Here is a 20,528-nt window from a genome sequence, read left to right as displayed (position 1 = left end):
AATTTGCAGAGTGAATTAAAAAGAGATATAACAATTATGACTTTACACGAAGCTATAGAACAAGTACTGCAAAATGCAGAAAAGCCTCTTTTATCAAGAGATATAGCTGATACTATAAATAATCAAAAACTTTATAAGCGTAAAGATGGTCTTCCTGTGTCTGCTTCACAAGTAACTATTAGGGCTAATAATTATTCGAAATTATTTACTAGGGAATCTGGTAAAATAAAATTGGTTAAGGATGATATAGTAAGTTTAAAGTTTCAGCAATATAAAAATATACTGGTTCACCAATCAGATATTACAAGAACATCAGGTAGGTCAAATAGAATCAATATATTGATACATGCACTCGAAGAGTTATTGCATGAGGATAATTACCAATATTACTACAATTCGGTTTCTAAAATAGGTGTCAATTATGGAGATCATAATAGGCGCCCAAGGGAAAAGTTGCTTGTGGCTTACAAATTATGTGATTGGTTTTTTAAACAGTCTAATAGGAATTCTTTAAGATTAAGTGATAAATTAATTACCGTTCTATCGGGTTTAGATTGGTTTACAAAAAACGATAATGCAATTTCTACTTATTTTGAAGGATACAATGACTTTCTATTAAAAATTGCAGCTGATAACAAAGGAGCGACATTTTCAATTAAAATCGAGCATAGTCTAAACTTTTTCAATGAATATGAATATGACGATCAAATTAATCATATAATTTCAAAACTTATTGATCAGGGTAATTTTGCCTACATGGCAGCCCAAACTAAAACTACAGGCATTTTTATTCCGCCATTTAGAAGAAATGCGGCGAGAAATTCAAGAGGGGATTTTGATGTTATTTTATCCAAATTACGGAATAATTATAACGAGATTGATAAAGCAATACTAATTGTGCCGTCTAGTGTTTTAAGCAGTAATACATCCTTTAATAAGGAGGCTAGAGAGCAAATTATAAGCTCTGGTGCTTTAGAAGCTGTTATTGGATTTCCTAATGGGATGTTCGAAAATACAACTATTAATGTGTCCACGCTTATTTTCGATTTTAACAATAGAGATAATCAAGTATTCTTTATGGATGCCTCAAATATATTAAAAGAGGATATTGCAGAGGTGGTTAGAAATATAAATAATAAAGAATCCGTTCGAGATATTTCTAGAACTATAGCTCATGAAGATCTCTTTCATTTTGATTTAAACCCAAAGCAATATGTCATTGATATTGATGATATAAAAGTTAAATCAGGTTTTCAGTTATATCATATAGGGAAACTAATCCAGGAACGTAAATCTGGAGCCATGTTCCGGAATAAAAATAGCTTATATGTCGGTGGTGAGTATAGGCTTATAAAAGTGGGAGATATAGATAAAAATGACCTCTATTTCGAGCCAAAAGAAAATATGCTTGGGATTGATCACGATGAAATTAAAAATATTGATAAACATATAGTAAGAGGAGGCGTTGTATTAAGTGCATTTCATAAAAGAATTAAGGCCTCTGTTTTGCCAGACGACACATCTTTTGTGTTAGGACAAAATGTGTATTGGTTAAAATTTAATGAAGATGAGGTTATAGATGAATATGTAGCCAGAGAGTTAGAACAACCTTATGTTACTAGGCAGGTAGAATATTATTCCAAAAGGGCTACTATAGCGAGGTTAAACCTCAGGGCTTTGATGGAAATTAGGATACAAATTCCTAGTTTAGAAGAGCAAAAAAACATTCTGTTTAAAGAATTCAGGAAAACAGAGAAACCAGTTCAAGAAGAAGATGTTACTAATAAGGAACAAGATTTCATAAAAACGCTTAAGCACACACTTAAACAACCATTATCTGGACTGGGTAATGATTTCACATCATTAAAATCGTTTTTAGAGAAGAAAATAAAAACTAAAGATACAATTGAAAATAATGAAACAATTGTACCGGTTTTTGATACAGATACCCCAGAGCAGATAGAAATACATACTTTAATAAACACCATTAATAGAATGGAGCGCGCTATTACAGATATGGACTACATTTTGGAACAGGCTATTAAAATCATTTCTATTTCAGAGCCCGCAAAAGAAAGTATTGAATTGAAGAAGTGTTACGCAAACATAAAGGATTAGTTTACTATTCAGTAGATAATTCATTGGGTGGTGAATTATTCTTACCAGATGGAGATAGTTATGATTTGATTATAAAACTAAATTCATATCCTAGATTTTTTCCTACTGTTAATGAGGTTGGAGGTCGTATCCCTATAAAAATGGATAGACATATATATACAGATACTGGCTCTTGTTGTTTCACAACAGGAGCTAAATCCCAGATTCTTTTGAAAACGAAAATTACGTCACTAATAAAGTTTGTAGATGAAATTGTTGTTCGCTATTTTGAAAACAACTCGTACTATGAAATTAATGGAATATATTGTTATACTGAATATGATCACGGCTCAAAGGGAGTTGTCCAATCTTATCAGGATATATTAGGAATAACTGATATTATGAGTATTGGAAGATTAATATTGCAAAGATTACAAAATAAAAAACTGACTATAAGAGATTTGTGTTATTGTAGTTCAGGTCAGAGTTTAAAAAAATGCAATTGTGGATTACATTGTAACAATTATAGGTTATTTAGGATGATTGATAAAGACTTACTTTATAATGATTTAAAACATTTTAAAAGTGTCTTGAATATTTAATAGTGTTATAAGAATTTTGATCGTCTTTTCTTTTTTGATGATCGAGCAGAAGAAATTATAGAACTTGAATAGTGTAACTTTCTGTTTTTAAGCGATTCATATTTTATTTTTTTGCTGAAAAAAGCTATACTTGTACTACTAGACTTACTAAAATTCCCCTAAAAACTTTAATAGTATTTTTAATACTGAACGGTAAAGGAGTGCCTATGTTTGAAAACGAACAAAATGGACAATATGTATTGCGTTTTGATAAAGAGTCTATAACGCCTTTAGAAGTTTGGCCAAAACAAGAAGATTTTCCGCTTAATCTAAAGGAATACAACAGAAATGTTCAAAGCGTTTTACAAGAAGATATAAATGCTAGTAAAGAACTTATTATTCTTACTGGTTTCACCTCTCTGTCTCACCTTATCGATACCTTCGGAAATAATGAACTAAACAATTTAATTTGTGTTAAAATTGTATTAGGATTTGAACCTAATATGGTAGGAAGAAAACGTTATCACGTTTGGCCGTTGGAAAAAGAAATCAAGGAATATTGGCTTAAAAAAGGCTTGTCTATTCTTTCTGGAGGAAGTGTAATGAACTTAATTCAGAAAATAGAGAACGGTAAAGTACAAATTAAGTTTTATGACAAGCTTCACGCTAAAATCTATACAAGTGATAGAATGTCGATGTTGGGGTCATCTAACTTCAGCTTTAATGGATTAAATATACAGGCTGAAGCTAATACTCGAATTTTAGCAGATGTTGAACCAAAAAAATATGAAGACATAAAGCTAATTGCTGATAACTATTTTGATAGAGCAACTAATTATGACCGTATCAAACAATTGTTAGAAAGTCTTATTAAACAGGTTGACTGGAGAGATGCCTTAGCTAGAGCAATTGCCGAAGTCTTAGAGGGAGAATGGCTAGATGATTACGAACTGTTAATGGCAAAATTGAAAGGAACAACACTATGGCCTACGCAATGGAGAGGTTTAGCACAAGCGATTTCTATTTTACAAGAAAACTCAAATGTGTTAATAGCTGATCCTACAGGAGCAGGAAAAACGAAATTATGTTCTACTATCATTTTAGCCTTAAAGAATTGGCTATGGGAAACCGGACGCAGAGATAAAGACAATGCATTAATTGTCTGTCCTCCGTTGGTTGTTAGTAAGTGGAAAAATGAATTTATGAACCTTTCTACAGTATCGAATAACCAAACATCTTCCGGAATTCTAAGTAATGCAAAAAAGCAAAAGTTAGAAATAGCTTTGAAAGAGTTGAAATTAGCTAATATTTTGGCAATTGATGAAGCGCATAATTATTTAAACCTTTCTACAAAACGAAGTGAAGCTATTCGCAAAAATAGCTCGGACTTTAAAATCCTAATTACTGCAACACCTATTAATAAAAAGATAGATGATTTACTCAAAATAGTAGAGTTATTGGATGTAGATAATTTGGACGACGAGAGTTTTATAGGCTATGCTGAACTAAAAAATAAACCTAACTTAAAGAACGAAGCGAACATTGAAATGCTTAAAAGTTTCGTAAGCAAGTTTACGGTAAGAAGAACAAAATCTGTAATCAATAAACAGATCGAAAAAGAACCAGAACTCTACAAAAACGCATTAAATAATAGATGTAAGTTTCCAAAACAAAACGCAAAGACATACAAAACGTTAGAAACAGAAGTTGATATTGAAATCGTATCGCAAATCAATGAGTTATGTAAGAACTTAAAAGGAATTACATACCTGAAGCAAATAAATAATCCAAAATTTGACTTACCAGAAGATACAAAACAAGGGTATTTTGATAATAGGATTACTGCTGCTCAAAAGCTATCTATTTATATGATTCGTTCAAGACTTCGCTCTTCTAAAGTAGCCTTGTTAGAACATATACTAGGATTGCAAGAAGTCCTTAATATTGAAAAATTCGATTGCCCAAAAAACAGACAAAACAAAGTAAAACTGGATGAAATCAATAAACTTATAACACTAAACAAAACACCTAGGGTAAGTAAAATATTTAAAGATTGTGAAAAACCTATTTGGCTAACGGATATTGATGAATACAATAAAGCCTGTAGAGAGGAATTGCGTATTTATACTAAAATAGCAGACTTAACTAAAACACTATCTAATAGCAGAGAAATAGGTAAGATCAAGACTTTAATTAATCAATTAAAAGATCATAAAAAAGTGATTGCTTTTGATAGTTCTGTTGTGACATTAAATTATTTCAAACACCTCATTAAAAATAAATACCCTCATGTACAGGTTCTGGCGGCAACAGGTTCTAATAAAAAAGATAGCGAATCTGTATTACAAAAATTTCACTTGTTATCAGGTAATGAAGAGCAGGTTATAGCACTTTGCTCAGATAAGATGTCAGAAGGGGTTGATTTGCAATTAGCTTCTTCAGTAACCTTATTAGACTTACCAAGTGTAATCCGTATTGTAGAACAAAGATTTGGACGTGTGGATAGAATGGATACACTGCATGATACTATTGATTTATATTGGCCCGTTGATTCAGATATTTATTCCTTGCGTGGCGATAAACGATTATTGGAGTTAAATGAAATTATCTCAACGATGTGGGGCTCAAACTTTCAACCCCCTAATGAATTAAAGCATAAGCATTTTAAGAATGTGGATACTATTGAAAATATTATTCAAGAATTTGAAGAATATGTCTCTGAAGATAGTTCCTGGGAAGGCATCCAAGATAGTTTTAAGCCCATTATGGAACTTAAAGAAGGAAGTAAAGCACTAATTACCGAAGAAGAATATAATGTGTATCAAGGAGTCGAATACTCTGTTAAAACCAAAGTAAGTTTCTTGAAATCAGATTCAGAATGGTGTTTTTTTGCAACACGTGGCGATGGGAATCGCAGTCCTAAATGGTATTTTATTGAGCCTAACTCTGAAAAAGATATATATACGGAATTCCCTGAAATTTGCGAACAGCTTCGCTCTCATATTACCAAGAAGAGTGATTCTATCAAATGGAACGACAGCTATTTGAAAAAGTATCTTTCTATATTACAAAATAAAGAGATTGAATTGCTTCCATCTAAAAAAAGAAGAGCGTTAAAAGTGGCAGAAGTCATTTTAAAAGAAAAACTAAAGGACAAAAGCGTTGATTATAAGTATAAACTCAAGGTTCGAGAATTACTTACATTATTTCATCCTAAAAAACGAGATGTTGATTTTGAAGCGTATGCAAAACTGTGGATTGATATATTGCAACCTTATATAGACGAAAAACGAAATAGACATAAAACATCTAGAAATGTTTATAATCTAAAGAGTTTGACAACTAAAGCTGAAATGAAGCGGATACACCTAGATTATGATACATTAGAATATATCCTAAATGAACTACCCGTTCACGAAAATATAGATCACAAAATTGCTGCTTGTATTGTTGGAGTGCCAGATGTTAAATCCTAACAAAAAATGAATGATTCAATAACCAGAAAACAACTCTATGACTTGGTATGGTCTAAGTCTACAACAGCTATATCTAAAGAGTATCGCATATCTCCTAATGACTTAAGAAAACTTTGTAAGTATTATAACATCCCTTTACCATTAAATGGGCATTGGCAAAAAATCAAACACAACAAACCAACTATGGTCATTGATCTGCCTGTAATTGACGATAGTGATTTAGAAGAAATCAAACTCGTTAAAAGAAATAAAGGGGATGAAAACATACCATTTCTAACATCTCCTTTTCATAAAAAAGTTTATGAGCTTAAAAATGATAAATCATTTAACATTGAAGTTCCTTCTAAACTAAAAAAGCCACATCTACTCATTGTCAAAACTAAAAAGAAATTAGACGACTTTGATAAAATATTAAAACCTGATTTTAGTATACAAAGGGAGCTTTTTAAAGATATTCTTCCTATACATACAGGTATAAAACTAAGAAATAGAGCGCTTCGGATAATGAATACAATCATATCTATTCTTTATAAAAAAGAAGCTACAATAGTATATAGAAATACTGAATGTTTTGTTGAAATGTTTGGGCAACATACAGAAATTAATCTTAGACAAAAAGTGAATAGAGTCCGCTCAAAAAACGAACAAGGATATAGTAATGAAAACTGGGTGAAATCAGACAAATTAGAATTTCAAGCCGGACCATCTTATCAACGTAAAAACTGGATTGACGGTAAAAAAAGAAAGCTAGAAGATTATATTGCAGAGATTATTGTTTGGATTGAACAGCATTGTAAATACTGGCATGACTTGAGAAAGGAACAAGCAGAGGAAGAGCGCTTACGGGAAATAGAAAGAGCCAAAGAGAATGAAAAACTTCGCTTAATTCAATTAGAAAAGGATCGTTTTACAGAACTTATCTCTGATAGTGAGAAATGGCATAAAGTCACAATACTTAGAAAATACATTGAAGCAGTTGAGAAAAATGCAGAGAAAAACAACACTTTAGGTGATAAAAAGAAAGAATGGTTAAAATGGGCTAAGAGTAAAGCTGATTCAATGGATCCTTTGATTGATAAAGAAAAGTAAAATTACCCTTTTCGAACATTCTTATAAGTTACAAGTTGTCCTTGCAATATCAGGATAACCATTAAATGGAAGATTCTGCTCAGAACTTCTTGAATAAAGTTATTAGAAACAATGGTAAACCTAGAATCATAAACATAGATAAAAGTGGTGTTAATACTAAAAAAATAGTTTCTTTAAAATTATTAGGGCGATATATGAAATTTCTCACAATTTAGGTGGGAGGTTTATGTGGGTGGTTTTTGCGGTATTTTGGGCTATTTTCATCCCACCTAGTTTTGTAAAATACTGAAATACAGTGTTTTGTAAATTTGATTTTCGCCCTCATAACCCGAAGGTCACTGGTTCGAGTCCAGTTCCCGCTACAAGGAAAACCAGTTGTGAAAACAACTGGTTTTTTTATGCCCGAAAATCTGATGCTATGCATTAAAGATTGTAGGGTATAAAAAAAAGAGATGATGCACAGCATCATTGGTTTTCTTTGTGCAAGCTTCCCTTTAAGGTCCAACGACGAAACGTAGTGTAGGAGTTAATCCAGTTCCCGCTACTAGATAAATCAAGCTTTCACAGAAATGTGAGGGCTTTTTTAATGGTTTGGGTACAACATTTTACTGTTTTCACCTCATACTTTTATTTGCTGTAAATGAACTTCCTTTAACACCAAATTTAATTGATAAAAGAAAATGGAAATATTATTCACCGCATTTTAGATGTCAACTCTAAGAGTTAGAACCCCTCTTTCTATGCTTATAACTATACAAAAACCTACCTATAAGGTGTATTGAAGGTATCGTCATTTTACTTTGACTTAAATAAACTAAATAAAGGAGTATAGTTATTAGATTAGTGTTTTTATTAGATTCTACATATTATATCTAAATTATTTTAGTTAATCAATTAATCCTTCTCTCAAAGCCTTACTAATTGCCTCACCTTGTGACTGTACATGTAGTTTGTCATAAACGTTTTTAATATGTGAGCGTACAGTTTCAATACTTATAGTGAGGTCATCAGCGACCATTTTATAACTGTTGCCTTTGGCTAAGGAAATTAAAACATCAATTTCCCGCGGTGTCAAATTGTAATCTATAGCAGATTTAGGGGCTCCTTTTTGTTGTATATCATTTATAATAAGTCTCGCTATTCCTGGACTCATGGGTGAACCTCCTTCAAGTACATCCTTTATAGCATCTATTAACCGAGTAGATACATATTTCTTCAATAAGTATCCGTTGGCCCCTGCGTATAAAGCATCAAAAACCGAAGTGGTATCATCAAAAACTGTCAACATTAAAATATGGACTTTAGTATTATTGGCTCTAATTTTTTTTACAGCTTCAATACCATTGATTTCTGGTAAATCAATATCCATTAATACAACATCTGGATGCAGCTTTTGTAACTCTGTTTCAACCTTCAAACAATTGGGATAATCACCAATTACATTAAATTCTTTTTCTCTAGACAAAAGTTCAACCAGACTATGTCTAAGGTTTTCATTGTCTTCATATATTAAAACATTTGTTCGCATAATTCTTAGGAGTTAATAATTTGCAACGCTTTTCTATTCATTTTTAAACATATAGATACACCATTATTTTCCGATGACTCTATAATTAGCTTTGAGTTGATTTCATTTGAACGACTTTGAAGGTTTTTAAGCCCATTACCTGTAAATTCTTTTTTGGAATTAAAACCTTTGCCGTTGTCCTCAATACACATGACCAAATAATCACCTTCATTTTTAAAAATCATTGATACTCTATCTGCGTTACTATGCTTAACGGCATTGCTAATTGCTTCTTTAGCGATTAGGTAAATATTTTTACGCTGGGCTGCGTTGATTTTAATATCCTGTGCACCTTCGATTTCCTTAAATTTTATAGCGATACTTGCAGGTTCGAGTGTTTCTATAGCAAACTCGCGTATTCTATAGATGAGTTTGTCTAAACTATCGTTGGCAGGATTTACAACCCATACCATATCGCTCATTTTATCCATCATACCAGAGGTGTACCTATTAATCTGATTAAATTGCTTTTTTATATGGGAATCTTCTTTTACATCTTGTTCTGCCATTTTACTGATAATATGAATGCTGGTAAGCGTAGAACCCATTTCGTCATGAAGGTCTCTGGCGATTTCGCTTCTTAAGTTTTCTTCTGATAAATATTTTGTCAATCGCTCCGAACATATTGCGGCGATTTTTTTTAAGAGTTGTAAATGATAACGTTTATAAAAATTGCGTTTGGGATGTTCAGAATCTAATACAGCAAACACCTTCCCTTCTACCATGATAGGAACTGTTATCTCAGACAATGCTTTCTTACTATCTAAAATGTAGCGCGAATCATTATCTGTGTTTGTAATAAGTTCAGGAATTGCACTACTGGCAACGCTTCCAACAATCCCCTCATTAAAGGGAATTTCTATTCTATTTACAATTTCTTTTCCAAAGGGATTTTTAATACCAAACGCGGCCTTTTGTACAAGCACTTGCCGTTTCTTATCAATTAAGTAGATAATACAATCCACAAAATTTAACTCTTGCACACAGTACCTTGCAGTATCCCACAGTATACCGTCAACAGTGCTTTGCCCATACAATGAGGTAGCAAACCCATTGAGTAATTGTTCTGTTTTAAGTTTTCTCTTAAAGAATGCATTAAGTTTAAATAAGGTAAATACAATTAATCCTAAGGCTAAGGCAACAAACCAAAGCCGTTTCCAAAAAGGAGGTCGTATTTTAAATTTAAATGTGTTTTCGGACACATGCCATTCCTTGCTATCCAAAGAGGCTGCAATTTTAAAATTGTAATCTCCCGATGCCAAACCCCTTAGATTCATATAATTGCTAGTTCCTAAATCATACCATTCATCATTTTCTGTCAATTGATAGCGATAGTTTATGTCTTTGTGATTCCCAAAGTAAGGCGCAGACACTTCAATTTGTATATTGTTATTCGTATATTGAAGTTTAGGAGTTGTTAGATTAGGCAAAACAGAATCCAAGTTAGGGATATGAACCGTTTTTATGTAGGGATATAATGTCCTTGACTGTAGATTAATCTGCTCCGGATGAAAATAGTTAATACCATTCGTGCCGCCAATATAAACTCTGCCATCTTTATCGGGGTAAAAACTACCACGATGAAAAAAATCGCCCAATACGTTTTCTGTAAATCCAAAGGTATTAACAATCTCTGTTTTTGGATTATATCGATGAATATCACTTTCTGAAACAAACCATATATTATCAAGGTTATCTTTAAAAACAGTTCTAATCCACAGCTGCTTTAATTCAGGAATTACAGATTTAATAGAGATGTTGTTCTCCACTTCTGTGAGAAAATAAACCCCCTTCATGGTTCCGATGTAATACCCATCAGATGTTTCTAATATTGCGTAGGCTGGAGCAATTTCCGATGTTTTAGTAATGGCATATTTAAAATTAAAATCTGAGTCCAGACAAAATAGTCCGCCGAGAGTCCCTATAAAAATATTCCCTTTTGTATCCTGATACGAAAATTTCACATTTAAATCTTTACCTGGAAAATCAACTTCGGTAATTGCATAGGTATTACCATCAATCAAATATGCACCGTCTCTAGCACTCACTAGATGATTCCCACTTTCTAATGTTTTAATGTCATTTACAAAATCTTGCTCACTTTTTTTTCTTAAAGTTTGTCCTGTTTCAGAATTTTCAAAACTTGGGCGCTTAAAGGTTCTAATTTTTGGGTTATACAACCAAATTCCTTTGTTAGTTTGACCTATGATAAGATATGTACCGTCATAAACCAAGCCTCTAATGGAAGGGTGATTCAACTTATCATTTGCATTTTCTTCTGCATAAATAGTGGAAAAATTTTGCTGTTTCAGATCCCAATACACTAAACCATTAATAGTAGCTAACCACAAATTACCTTGGTCATCTGCTACAAATCTCCTGATATCTGTTGTAAATTTTTCATCTTCGTAGTCGCCATGTATAAAATGAAAATTACCATTGTTGTTCCTGAAATTTAGAAGGCTATTTTCTGTACAAGCCCAAATTTCATTTTCTTTTGCTTGATAAATTGCATTGAAACGTTGTACAGGAAAACCTACTCCATTCAAAGATAGCTGTAAAGGCGTCAAAACACCAGTATCAGAATTATATACTAGTAATCCTTTGGAAGTAGCTAAATATGATTTGTTTTTAGGTATTGGTATGGCATCAAAAACAATAATCGAAGGCTCATTTTCATCTAGAAACAATTTATGCATAGTATCCGATGAACTATTATAGTACCAAGCTTTGGACTCCCAATTACTCACAATATATGCTTCCTCTGATTGCGCAAGCACGTTTCTTATTTCAAAAATATGTTTATAAGACTTTTGCCCGCTTTTAAGGTTTTGTTGACAGATAGAATCTCCAACTTTATAGTAAAGAACATGTTTAAAATTGGATACATATTCACTGCGGATCTTGATATTATCATCAAGAGTATGGGTTCGATTTTCATTTTTAATAAACGTATTACTTTTTTTTTGATATTCATAAATACCTGAATCACTAACGAATTGAAACGTATCGTCATAGGGCTTTAAAAGTATTTTGGTGCCTCGAATCTTGGACGAGTTCTCAACCTTTTCAAATACTTGGTGATTCGAATTAAATTTATAAATGTTCTGACCTGAAGACACCCAAACAACGCCAGAGTCATCTAAAATAAGTGAATGCTTTCTTTCTCCTTTTAAAAAGGATTTCATATTAGCCCCATCGAAACGTTGTATTTCATCGCGGTATCGAATCCAAATGAAATCTTGCTTATCCTGAAGTATGCTTTTAAAGTCATAGCGCAATCCATCTGTCTTAGTAAATACCCTAATTGGGTATTCGATGTCTTGTGAGTGTAGAAATACAATATTTAAACAACACAGTACACCAAGTAAAATTCGATATGGTAATCTTTTTAACATTGAAATTTGATTTCCTTATGAAATCTTTCCACCAAAGGTAAGAAAACACTAACGGTTTATAAATCACATATATATGGGATTGCGCTTAACAACTTTCTGGCGCAACTTTGTAGCATAAATCAAAAGCAATGAAAAAATTACTAAGTATTCTATTTCGAGTATTATTATTTCCTGATACTGGAGGTATAAGGTATAGTCCTGTTAGTAGCAGATATAGCTAATAATAAAATATAACACAAGAATAATATACAATAGTTTAACGTACTATTCTTCCCCATAATTCACACCCTATCTATGTTGTTTTTACTAAACTTTTTTAACTAGAATAGCACGATTAAGCATTACTGCAAATTATAAAAATCATGAAAAAAAATATTTATAAAACCAAGGTATTTCTTTTAATAGCTATTATAATGAGCTGCTCAAATGACGATGACAAACCTAATGACGATAAGCCCATAACAGATGTTTATGTAGTAGGATATGCAGATAATAAAGCCATGTATTGGAAAAATGATAAAGCGTTTATATTGCCATCAGAAGGGAATTCTTTTGCTAGAGCTATACATATTACCAATTCGAATGATGTATTTATATGTGGTACTGAATTTGATTCAAATACAAGTTTAGGGAGAGCGGTATACTGGAAAAATGGTGAAAAAATAGTACTTGAAGCAAATAGTACAAATACTACAATAGCTCAAGATATAGAAGTGTCAGATGCGGGTGATGTGTTTGTTATTGGACGTGAGCAGCTTTTCCCTGATGGAGAAAGAAAAGCAGTGTATTGGAAAAATGGCATAAAAGTATATCTGCACTCCAACGATGTCTCAACTTCAGAGTCTTATGATATTCATATAACAACAAATGGCGACACTTACATAGCTGGAAACGAACGTGACTCTCCCTCTTTTGAGAGTAGAGCGGTGTATTGGAAAAACGGTAATCGAGTTATACTATCTGACGGTAGTGTAGAAACTGAGTCGCAATCTATTTATGTAACAGATACTGAAGATGTTTATATATCTGGCGTTGAAGATACTTCTTCTGGTTATCCAACTGCCGTTTATTGGAATAATGGGATAAAAATAGTGTTTCCTGTTTCAGACGGTACATATTTGGTTAATTCCTCAATTTATGTTGCCAATAACAAAGTGTATGTATCTGCAGAAGAACACGATTCTAACAGTAATGTATCTAGCACAGTATATTGGGAAAATAACAACAAATTTAATTTATCGATAGGTAGTTTTCCAAATCAATTAATTGTAGTTGATAACGATGTATATGTGGTGGGCTCATTACGGCAAACATCATCTTCTCCTTGGGATGCCGTGTACTGGAAAAACGGTACTAAAAACATATTAACCGATGGTTCTGCTACTGCAAGCGCAAATGGGATTGCTGTAAGAACTTCAAATTAAAAAAAGATGAAAAAAACAATTAAAAGCATACTGTATTTTTTTTTAGTTCTGCTTATTGTAGCATGCTCAAAAGATGATGATTCACAAGATAGCGCATACAATGCCGATACAGATATTTACGTAGTAGGAGAAAAGCAAACTACAAGTATTACAAAAGCGGTCTACTGGAAAAATGATAATGAAATAGTATTGCCCTCAACTGGAAGTTCTACTGCCAGTGCTATACATGTAGCCGATAATGACTTTGTATATATTTCTGGTAGTGAAAATATAAATAATACGCCTAGGGCGGTGTATTGGAAAAATGGTGAAAAACAAATGCTGGAAGTACAGGTAAATACAGAAACATACGCTTGGGGCATAGCAGTTTCAAATAATGGAGATGTATATGTGATTGGCAGTGAAAAAGAAAACATGAGCAATCAGTTAAATGCTGTTTATTGGAAAAACGGCATAAAAGTAGGCTTACATTCAAATAACATTGAAAGTTCTTTGACCCATACCATCCAGATTACGGCAAATGATGACGTTTACATCTCTGGAAGTGAGATTGACGTGGGATCCTTTGGCAGCAGAGCAGTCTATTGGAAAAATGATGTTAAAACTGTATTACCTGATAATAGCTTCAACGTCAATTCACAATCTATCTATGTAACCGATTTCGATGATGTTTATGTATCAGGGATGGAAAATTCCAAAGCCGTGTACTGGAAAAATGGGGCAAAAACAGTTCTATCAGGTGCCCAAAATGTAAGCTGGACTTCTATTTATGCAGCTAATAGCAAGGTTTACGTAGCAGCAACCGAAAGAGCATTGGATGCAACCGATAATGAGATAAACAAGGCAATATATTGGGAAGATGGTCAAAAGATAGACTTATCTGCAAATGACCTGTCTAGTTCCATAAGTCAAATTATTGTAGTTGGTGATGATGTGTATGGAGCTGGGGGATTAAGACAAACACCACAATTATTTTCTTTCGATGCTTGTTACTGGAAAAATGGTGCTAAAACGGTACTAACTGATGGTTCTGGTATTGCACGGGCACTAGGTATAGCTGTAGTAACAACCTCAGATTAAAAAAAATAACAATGAAAAAGATAAACAAAATCGCAGTGTATTTCTTTTCCGTACTACTAGTTGTTGCATGCTCAAAAGATGATGACGAGCCTAGCGACGATACACTCAATACTACTGTAGACATTCATATTGTCGGAACGCAAGATAATAAAGCCGTGTATTGGAAAAACAGCGAAAAAACAATACTCCCCGATGGTTCAAGTGCAAATGCAATTTTTATAGCCGATAATGGAGATATATACATTGCCGGAGAAAATAATGCGACTGAGGCAGTATACTGGAAAAATGGTATTAAAAACAGTATTAGCATAGTAGACTATAATATAGGTATTAATGATATATGGGTTGCCGAAAATGGCGATATACATATTGTAGGTTATGAGCAATACGCAAACTTTAACAGTGCTGCAATACATTGGAAAAACGGCATTAAAACTGTATTAACAAACTCAAACTCTACAGGTGGTTCTGCAACTGAAATTTTTATAAAAAACAACACCGTTTATATAGCTGGTACAGAAACTGAAAACGGGCTAAGAAGAGCGGTGTATTGGAAAAATGGTGCAAAAGTTGTGTTGCCCATAAGTACCAATGCAATGAGGTCAAGCTGTAACTCAATATATGTAACAGATGACGATGATATATATACTGGTGGACATGAAGACGAGCCAGGTTTAGGTAGTGGTATTGGACAAGCAGCCTGCTACTGGAAAAACAATGACCAAGTTGTGCTTACCGATGGCTCTAAAGACACATTTATTAGCGACATCATAGTTACAGATAAGATATATATGTCTGGATTCGAACTCTTTGATTTTTCGGCAAACAGCTACAATGCACTATACTTTGAAAACACAACAAAGTTTACATTAACAACGGGTCAAGATGCAGCAACAAGAGCCACTTACGTGAGTGGAAATGATGTATATGTAGTTGGATACGAAGAAAACAGTAATGGAATTTATGATGCATGTTACTGGGAAAATGGGATAAAAACCGTGATTTCAGACGGTAACTCCAACGCATTTGCACAAGACATTATTGTAAAAACTTCAAATTAAAACGCCATGAAATACACAAAAAAATTAACCAAGCTATGCATACTTCTCTTACTGCTTACATCATGTAATAGCGATGATGATTCCTCAGGAATTGAACAGTCTCAAATAAGGGTAAAAGTCATTAATGCCAATAATATTTACACTTATGATGTGGCTTATAATGAAGATGGTAGAATTTCTAGTATAGATAAAAACAGTACAGGAGGAACTATCACTATTCTTTACGCCTATAATGCACAAAACCAACCTACACAAAAAGGAGAGGCTTTATACACATATAACTCGGTAGCTAAACTTAGTACTATAACAACACCAACTTACACAAGTAATTTAACTTATGACTCTGAAGGAAAAATAGCACTGGAAGAAGTGGTAGCTAGCAACTATACCATAGATAGAACCTTTACATACAATACTCAAGGTTTACCAATAGAAGTATTGCAGCATTTTGTCTCAAATACGATAGGAATAGCTCCTTATAAAAAATACCTTATCACTTATAATAACAACGATAATATTACCAAGGTGCTAGAAAAACAAAGTAGTGATAACATAACTTATGTAGATAGGTGGGAAAGCAAGTACGGATACGATAACAAGAATAGCCCAATATTAAATTTACATGAAAATACCGGGGGAAACTTTGGGTTATCATATCATATAGGGATATTACATTCTTATGGCGGAAATTATGTTTTAACTGAAACACCCTATTTATACAAGTATAGCAAAAACAACCTATTGTTTTATACAAGAACAGATTTAAACAACAATAAAGAATATAAAACAACATACGAGTACCAGTATAACGAAGATGGATACCCAGATATAACTACCCTAACCATTTTTAACCCAAATTCGCAAACATCAGATGAGATTATATACACTTGGACATACGAAAAAAAATAAAAAATCTAGAATCATGAAAAAGATACTATTGAAAACATTTGTTATTGCTATCATTATTTTTGTTAGCTGTAGTAAAGACGATGACAATACACCAATTAATACACCACCTACCATAAGTACTCAATCTTTTACAGTCTCTGAGGCGTTAGAATCTGGCGGTATGGTAGGCACAGTATTGGCAACAGATGCCAATGATGATGAGCTTACGTTTACCATAACCACAAATTCCAATGCATTATTTACAATAGATAATGCAGGAACTATAAAACTGGCACAAAATGGGGAGTTAGATTTTGAAACCACGCCAGTACATTCCATAACTGTTGGGGTTAGTGACGGAAAAGCAACTGTATCCGCAGAAATTACAATAAATGTAACAGATGCCAATGAAAACACGACTCCAGAGATTGAAGATGTAACATTTGAGGTTGCCGAAGACATAGATGATACTTTTATTATTGGTATAGTAACCGCAACAGATGCGGAAAACCAAACCCTACAGTTTTCTTTAGTGAACCCTACTGCCCATAACAGTTTGTTTGAAATCACATCTTCTGGAGAGCTTAGTTTGGCTTCAGGAAAATCTTTAGATTATGAAACCACTACTCAATACACGATAGAAGTTAAGGTTACTGATGGGCAAGACGAAGCTACAGCAACGGTTACTATCGAAGTTACCGATGTTAATGAGAATGTCGTTCCTGAAATTGACAATGTAACTTTTGAAGCTGCAGAAAATATAGATGATACCGTTATTATTGGTACAGTGACCGCAACAGACGCGGAAAACGACCCATTACAATTCTCATTGGTAGACCCAACAGTATACAGTAGTCTTTTTGAACTGACTACTTCAGGAAATTTAAGTTTAACTACTGGAAATTCATTAGATTATGAAACTACAACACAATACGCCATACAAGTTAATGTGTCGGATGGTATAAATGATGCTCAGGCAATCATTACATTAGATGTGACCAACATTATTGAAGTTACAGTGGAAATTGTGGCTGGTTCTACTACCAATGCTAGTGGAACTGCTGACGGCATTGGCACTGCAGCAAGATTTAACATTCCAGCTGATGTTACCTTGAATACAGACGGGTCACTTTATGTAAGTGACAGGGCTATTTCTTTAATTAGAGCCATAGATGGTAATGCAAGTGTAACCACTTATGCAGGTGGAGGACCTACAAATGCAGATGGTATCGGTACAGCAGCTGGTTTTAGTGGTCCGGTTGGGATAGATAACAATACTAATGGAGAGATATATGTTGCCGATTCTCAATCGCATATTATTAGAAAAATCGTAGCTGGAGCAGATGTTACAACTTTTGCAGGTGATACAGGTACTAATGGATTTGTAGATGGTGACCTTACAGATGCTAGGTTTGCATCTCCTTCTGGTTTAGCCATAGCTACTGACGGAACTATTTATATCGCTGACCGTGGGAATCATGTTATTAGAAAAATTAGCAATGGAATGGTCACTACATTGGCAGGAAATGGTAGCGCTGGTTTTACCGATGGACAAGGAGCATCAGCTTCATTCAATCTGCCATATTCTATCGATGTTGATAGCGAAGGCAATATATATGTCGCTGACCAGGGAAATCATTCAATACGTAAAATAACGCCAAGTGGAGCAGTAACTACCATTGCAGGTAATGGCTCTGCTGGTTTAGAAAATGGTCCTGGCCAAGATGCCAAATTTAGTGGCACAATTAGAGGTATTACTGTTGATGACAACGGCAATGTATATGTTAGTGATACTAGTAATCAAGTCATACGCATGCTTATAAATAATGGTGGTAGTTATGATGTTATTACACTAGCAGGTTTAGCAAATAATGCTGGTTACATGGATGGTGATGGTAGTATTGCACAATTTTTCAATCCAGCTGGTATAACCTATACCTCAAATAATATTTTGTATGTCACTGAAGAAGGCGGTAATCGGGTACGTAAAATAATTGTGGAATGATAAGACCATAGGTTACATAGTATTTATTCTAAAAAAAATAACACTATAAATCATTTAAAATGATGTACTTCAAATTGAATAAAAGTGTATTTCTATTGATGTTGGTATTTAGTCTCAACACGTTTGTAAAAGCGCAAGACAAAGATGACAAACAGCAAATAGAATCTATCATCAAAACCATAGCTGAGGGCTGGAAAGAAAAAGATGTCGAAAAAACCACTATACACTACGACGATAATATCGATTGGACAAATGCCTTTGGAGATCGTATGCAAAGCAAGGTTGAATTAAAGGCATTGCTTACTGAAATCTATTCGTTGAATTTTGTGATGAAAGGAAAGTCAGAAAATCAGTATAAAGACATCAATTTCTTGACATCGGAAATAGCCATTGTACGTTCCAAAACAGTAGTAAAAGGTCAGGAATGGGGAGATGGTAGTAAGATGAAAGATCGTCATAACAATCACTTAATGGTGTTTCAGAAAAAATATGGACAATGGAAAGTGATTAGCCATTTAATCAGTCAAGCTTGGACCAAAAAATAAAAATTATGTCAAGAGTTATTCTATCAGTATTACTGCTTCTTCTTTCATTAAGTAATGCGGCGCAGAAAAGACAAAGTGCTATTTGGGCTGGTGCAATGTTAGACGTTGTTGAAGGAAAATTGGTGAATGATGTCATTATTGTAATTGAAAATGGCAAGATTTCAAAAATAAATAAGGCCTCAAATAAGAATCAGTACAAAGACATTATTGACTTATCGGAATATACCATTTTACCGGGCTTGATAGATTGTCACACGCATTTAACGAATCCTTATTTTGATAAATCTATTGATGTCTATGAAACCGCTATAGCCACTTACGGTATTTTAGGAACGCTATATGCTAAAAAAACACTAGATGCGGGCTTTACTACTGTGCGAGATGTCGGGGCAGTTTTCTACAGTGATGTCGCCCTTCGAGATGCCATCAATAAAGATTGGATTCCAGGACCTCGTATGTATGTGAGCGGAAAAGCCTTGACAATTACCGGTGGACATGGTGCTTGGGCAAACTGGATGGCACCTCACATGGAATTAAAGCCAAACCCCGGTTTTCCTGTTGATGGTAAGGATGAAGTCCGGAAGCGAACGAGAACATTGATAAAAAACAGCGTAGACCTAATAAAAATAAATGCTACAGGAGGTTTTGGAACGTCGAAATCGATTCCGGGCGCGTCGTCATTTACTATTGAAGAAATGCAAGCTGCGGTTGAAGAAGCAAAAAAAAGAGGCTTAAAAGTGGCCGCTCATGCGCATGGTGCGGATGGCATCAAAAATGCTATTAAAGCAGGTGCGCATTCTATCGAACATGGAACATTTCTGGATCAAGAATCCATCGATATGCTAAAAGAATACAAGGTGTATTTGGTAATGGATTTATTGGCGGCTCACGTTGAACTCATTGAGAACAAAGAAGATTTGACAAAAAAACAAATCAATCAGACACAATCGGAGCTTTATCAAAGTTATGCAGCGAATTTCCAGAAGGCTTATGATCAAGGCGTTCGCATGGCATTCGGAACCGATGCTTCTATTTTTGAGCATGGTAGAAATGCCGAGCAATTTCATTTAATGGTAAAAGCGGGAATGAAAGAAATTGATGCAATACGCTCTGCCACAATTGTTGCGGCTGAACTTATAGGTGTAGAAAAAAATACAGGAAGCTTAGACGAAGGTAAATGGGCGGATATCATCGCGGTAAAAGGAAACCCAATTAAGGATATCAGAGTTTTAGAGAAAATAGAATTTGTGATGAAAGAGGGGAAAGTGTACAAAGTATTTTAAAATACCCTTTTTGAGCGGAATTTGATTGTTAAAA

At 33.8% G+C, this 20,528-nt stretch carries 13 protein-coding genes; 11 read left to right on the top strand and 2 right to left on the bottom strand.

Going from position 1 to position 20,528, the window contains the following annotated elements:
* Nucleotides 1–36: 36 nt before the first annotated feature.
* The 4 genes from Q0975_RS06535 to Q0975_RS06520 all read left to right on the top strand — a co-directional run bounded on the left by Q0975_RS06535 (nucleotide 37) and on the right by Q0975_RS06520 (nucleotide 7,243).
* A complete protein-coding gene (locus Q0975_RS06535; RefSeq protein ID WP_299434587.1) occupies nucleotides 37–2,118 on the top strand; it encodes an N-6 DNA methylase in 2,082 nt (693 codons plus the stop codon).
* Nucleotides 2,094–2,699 (top strand): hypothetical protein, encoded by a 606-nt coding sequence (locus Q0975_RS06530; RefSeq protein ID WP_299434585.1) that lies wholly within the window; start codon nucleotides 2,094–2,096, stop codon nucleotides 2,697–2,699. Before Q0975_RS06535 ends, Q0975_RS06530 begins: the two co-directional genes overlap by 25 nt.
* Nucleotides 2,700–2,905: 206 nt before the next feature.
* Nucleotides 2,906–6,154: an SNF2-related protein gene (locus Q0975_RS06525; RefSeq protein ID WP_299434583.1), complete on the top strand. Its 3,249-nt coding sequence runs from the start codon at nucleotides 2,906–2,908 to the stop codon at nucleotides 6,152–6,154.
* A 6-nt stretch (nucleotides 6,155–6,160) separates the two neighbouring features.
* Nucleotides 6,161–7,243, top strand: coding sequence for a hypothetical protein (locus tag Q0975_RS06520; RefSeq protein WP_299434581.1), 1,083 nt, complete (start codon nucleotides 6,161–6,163; stop codon nucleotides 7,241–7,243).
* Nucleotides 7,244–8,129: 886 nt separating this feature from the next.
* Here Q0975_RS06520 and Q0975_RS06515 read toward each other — a convergent pair.
* Both Q0975_RS06515 and Q0975_RS06510 read right to left on the bottom strand, forming a co-directional pair.
* Nucleotides 8,130–8,771, bottom strand: coding sequence for a response regulator transcription factor (locus tag Q0975_RS06515; RefSeq protein ID WP_299434579.1), 642 nt, complete (start codon nucleotides 8,769–8,771; stop codon nucleotides 8,130–8,132).
* Nucleotides 8,772–8,776: 5 nt separating this feature from the next.
* Nucleotides 8,777–12,208 carry a GAF domain-containing protein gene (locus tag Q0975_RS06510; RefSeq protein ID WP_299434577.1) on the bottom strand — a complete coding sequence of 1,144 codons (3,432 nt, stop codon included), beginning with the start codon at nucleotides 12,206–12,208 and terminating at the stop codon, nucleotides 8,777–8,779.
* A gap of 362 nt (nucleotides 12,209–12,570) precedes the next feature.
* Between Q0975_RS06510 and Q0975_RS06505 the strand changes: the two genes are divergently transcribed.
* The 7 genes from Q0975_RS06505 (at nucleotide 12,571) to Q0975_RS06475 (ending at nucleotide 20,494) form a co-directional block, all read left to right on the top strand.
* Nucleotides 12,571–13,632, top strand: coding sequence for a hypothetical protein (locus Q0975_RS06505; RefSeq protein ID WP_299434575.1), 1,062 nt, complete (start codon nucleotides 12,571–12,573; stop codon nucleotides 13,630–13,632).
* A gap of 189 nt (nucleotides 13,633–13,821) precedes the next feature.
* Nucleotides 13,822–14,712: a hypothetical protein gene (locus Q0975_RS06500; RefSeq protein ID WP_299434573.1), complete on the top strand. Its 891-nt coding sequence runs from the start codon at nucleotides 13,822–13,824 to the stop codon at nucleotides 14,710–14,712.
* A gap of 11 nt (nucleotides 14,713–14,723) precedes the next feature.
* On the top strand, nucleotides 14,724–15,773 hold the full coding sequence (locus Q0975_RS06495) for a hypothetical protein (RefSeq protein WP_299434571.1): 1,050 nt from the start codon (nucleotides 14,724–14,726) through the stop codon (nucleotides 15,771–15,773).
* 6 nt (nucleotides 15,774–15,779) lie between these two features.
* Complete coding sequence (locus tag Q0975_RS06490) at nucleotides 15,780–16,682, top strand: hypothetical protein (protein ID WP_299434569.1); 903 nt, start codon at nucleotides 15,780–15,782, stop codon at nucleotides 16,680–16,682.
* Between the two features lie 13 nt (nucleotides 16,683–16,695).
* Nucleotides 16,696–18,666: a cadherin domain-containing protein gene (locus Q0975_RS06485; protein WP_299434567.1), complete on the top strand. Its 1,971-nt coding sequence runs from the start codon at nucleotides 16,696–16,698 to the stop codon at nucleotides 18,664–18,666.
* A gap of 59 nt (nucleotides 18,667–18,725) precedes the next feature.
* Nucleotides 18,726–19,211: a hypothetical protein gene (locus tag Q0975_RS06480; protein WP_299434565.1), complete on the top strand. Its 486-nt coding sequence runs from the start codon at nucleotides 18,726–18,728 to the stop codon at nucleotides 19,209–19,211.
* Nucleotides 19,212–19,216: 5 nt separating this feature from the next.
* On the top strand, nucleotides 19,217–20,494 hold the full coding sequence (locus tag Q0975_RS06475; RefSeq protein ID WP_299434563.1) for an amidohydrolase family protein: 1,278 nt from the start codon (nucleotides 19,217–19,219) through the stop codon (nucleotides 20,492–20,494).
* Nucleotides 20,495–20,528: the final 34 nt, after the last annotated feature.

It is taken from the genome of uncultured Aquimarina sp. (assembly GCF_947500065.1).
Classification (GTDB): domain Bacteria; phylum Bacteroidota; class Bacteroidia; order Flavobacteriales; family Flavobacteriaceae; genus Aquimarina.
The sequence above is the reverse complement of the archived record's forward strand: the minus strand, read 5'-3'. Positions and strand labels throughout refer to the sequence as shown.

Coding starts and splice junctions, on each gene's coding strand:
- Q0975_RS06535 (WP_299434587.1), top strand. CDS start 37: ATGACTTTACACGAAGCTATAGAACAAGTACTGCAAAATGCAGAAAAG.
- Q0975_RS06525 (WP_299434583.1), top strand. CDS start 2,906: ATGTTTGAAAACGAACAAAATGGACAATATGTATTGCGTTTTGATAAA.
- Q0975_RS06520 (WP_299434581.1), top strand. CDS start 6,161: ATGAATGATTCAATAACCAGAAAACAACTCTATGACTTGGTATGGTCT.
- Q0975_RS06515 (WP_299434579.1), bottom strand. CDS start 8,771: ATGCGAACAAATGTTTTAATATATGAAGACAATGAAAACCTTAGACAT.
- Q0975_RS06510 (WP_299434577.1), bottom strand. CDS start 12,208: ATGTTAAAAAGATTACCATATCGAATTTTACTTGGTGTACTGTGTTGT.
- Q0975_RS06505 (WP_299434575.1), top strand. CDS start 12,571: ATGAAAAAAAATATTTATAAAACCAAGGTATTTCTTTTAATAGCTATT.
- Q0975_RS06495 (WP_299434571.1), top strand. CDS start 14,724: ATGAAAAAGATAAACAAAATCGCAGTGTATTTCTTTTCCGTACTACTA.
- Q0975_RS06490 (WP_299434569.1), top strand. CDS start 15,780: ATGAAATACACAAAAAAATTAACCAAGCTATGCATACTTCTCTTACTG.
- Q0975_RS06485 (WP_299434567.1), top strand. CDS start 16,696: ATGAAAAAGATACTATTGAAAACATTTGTTATTGCTATCATTATTTTT.
- Q0975_RS06480 (WP_299434565.1), top strand. CDS start 18,726: ATGATGTACTTCAAATTGAATAAAAGTGTATTTCTATTGATGTTGGTA.
- Q0975_RS06475 (WP_299434563.1), top strand. CDS start 19,217: ATGTCAAGAGTTATTCTATCAGTATTACTGCTTCTTCTTTCATTAAGT.